The following is a 2,190-nucleotide window of genomic DNA, read 5'->3' as shown; positions in this document are numbered from 1 at the left end:
TATAAATGTCAATATTAAAATGTACATTTTTGATTGTTTAAGGATGTACAAAATTACTCGTTTTCCTTTTTCATGTGGTCCTTTAACCGATATGATTCACCTACAATCGTTACAACCGATGCATGATGTAGAATTCGGTCTAAAATGGCATTGGCTATTTTTGTATCCTGAAATATTTGATCCCAGTCTTTGAAATTTGAATTAGTTGTGAAAATTGTACTTTTCTTTTCATATCGCAAATCAATTAGTTGGAAAAATAATTTTGCGTCTTCTTTATCGATTGGCAAATAACCAATCTCATCAATGATTAATAGCTTATATTTGTTATATTGTTTTAAACGACTTTCCAAACGATTCTCCAGTCTAGCCTTTCTCAAATTTTGAATTAAATCATGACACTTAATAAAATACGTGCTTGTCCTCTTTTTAGCTGCTGTGATTCCGATTGCAGTTGCCAAGTGAGTTTTGCCAACACCACTTGGCCCTAAAAATACGATATTTTCTTTTTCCTCAATAAAACGGAGAGATAAAAAATCTAAAATTTGTTGTTGATTAATGGATGGTTGAAAATCAAAATCAAAGTCTTTTATTTCTTTTAGGTGAGGAAAGGCTGCGATTTTCACCATCGATTGAATGACATTTTGTTCCCGTACATCGATTTCATAGTTTGTTAGTTTAAGTAATGTATCGATAAAAGATAGCTGATTTTTCATACTGAAGTCTATGACTTCTCCTAAATGCGTTGCCATCTGTTTTAATTTCAAATACTCTAAGTTATTCATTAATTGTTGATAATTCGTTGTTGAATTCATTTAAACACTTCTCCCATCACATCTAAATTCTTTTTCGCTAATTTATCTATATCTGGATAATGAGGCATTGAAATCTGTAATGCCTCTTTATAATGTTCTTCCTGATAATTCAATTTTTTGTTACTAATTGGATGTTTGGCAATCAACTCTGTGTTATAATAAATCCAGAGTTGGTCATCATACACTTGTATACCTACTTTTTTACCTATGTACTTACTAGGGACAGAGTATTGGTTTGATTTGTAGGTAATCATGCTCGATGCATTGACTTTTACTTGTGTATGGTTGATTCGATAGGAATTTCTTATTTTCTCATGTGGGAGTGGGAGTAAGAAATTCCTTTCTTTTTTAAAATCCATTACAGGTATTCTTCCAGTCCCTTGATGTATTTGATGATTAATCCGATTATTTAATGTTTGAACAAATTTATAAAGTTCTTCTAAGGTCAGCTGACCCTGATAAGCGTGAATTTCATCTATGAACTTCATTGTCGTTTCGACTTTTCCTTTTGTATGCGGTTTTCCAGCAATACATGGATGAACACGAAATCCGAAGTCATTTGCGAATTGTTGAAATTTCGCATTTACTTTCCCAGAAGAATATTCTGTTCTTGCTTCATCCATCACCGTCTTCATATTATCTACAACTAGCTCTTCTGGCACACCCCCTAACGCTTCAAAGGTTTCTGTTAAAAAGGAAAATAACATACTTTGTGATTTGGAAATAGTGACACAAAATGTGCGAAATCTTGAATAGGAAAGAATCAATGATGCCACATTAATTACCACATGTTGACCATCTTTGGTTTCAAACGGAATATTTTCTTTCCAATCAAACTGCGCTTGCTTTCCTGGTGGGGTTTCATATCTTGATACACCTTTTCCCTTAGGAGATGGAATTCGTTTGTCTTCATCAAAATATGCTTTAAACTCAGGAACTTTTGCAATATAAGCACGAAATGTAGAATAAGCACAATCCAGTCCATGATTATCTTTAAGATATTGCCAAAGAATACGACGATAATAAAACTTTTGTTTTGAATCTTCTGATAAAAGTGAAGCTATAACAGCGTAATATTTATCAATTTTCGATGCTTTCTCTCGCTTTTGTTTTGGAATAAACCCATTCAAATATTTATCAATTGTTCGCCGATCTACTCCCAACTCTCTAGCTAACTGACTTTTATTAATTTTCATTTTGAACTGCTCCATAATCATTTTTAATTTTGGTAAGTCTGTAAGACTTCTAACTTCAAAATTCGTTTCAACATTTAAAGCTATGTACATACTAATCTCCTCCAAGATTAGTATGTAATATAATGTTAAAGTTGTACATTTTTATACAGTCATTTTTGTACATATTTAAAATAGCATTTATA

The 2,190-nt window shown here is 31.9% G+C and carries 2 protein-coding genes; both read right to left on the bottom strand.

Annotated elements, in window-relative coordinates:
* Nucleotides 1-53: 53 nt before the first annotated feature.
* Nucleotides 54-812, bottom strand: coding sequence for an IS21-like element helper ATPase IstB (istB, locus tag HR057_RS16700; RefSeq protein WP_173732620.1), 759 nt, complete (start codon nt 810-812; stop codon nt 54-56).
* Nucleotides 809-2,098 (bottom strand): IS21 family transposase, encoded by a 1,290-nt coding sequence (gene istA, locus HR057_RS16695; protein ID WP_173732619.1) that lies wholly within the window; start codon nt 2,096-2,098, stop codon nt 809-811. The genes istB and istA overlap by 4 nt, the downstream gene beginning before the upstream one ends.
* Nucleotides 2,099-2,190: the final 92 nt, after the last annotated feature.

The organism is Calidifontibacillus erzurumensis, assembly GCF_013303125.1.
Lineage (GTDB): Bacteria > Bacillota > Bacilli > Bacillales > Bacillaceae_J > Calidifontibacillus > Calidifontibacillus erzurumensis.
This window is presented reverse-complemented; position numbering and strand designations above follow the sequence as displayed.

Coding starts and splice junctions, on each gene's coding strand:
- istB (WP_173732620.1), bottom strand. CDS start 812: ATGAATTCAACAACGAATTATCAACAATTAATGAATAACTTAGAGTAT.
- istA (WP_173732619.1), bottom strand. CDS start 2,098: ATGTACATAGCTTTAAATGTTGAAACGAATTTTGAAGTTAGAAGTCTT.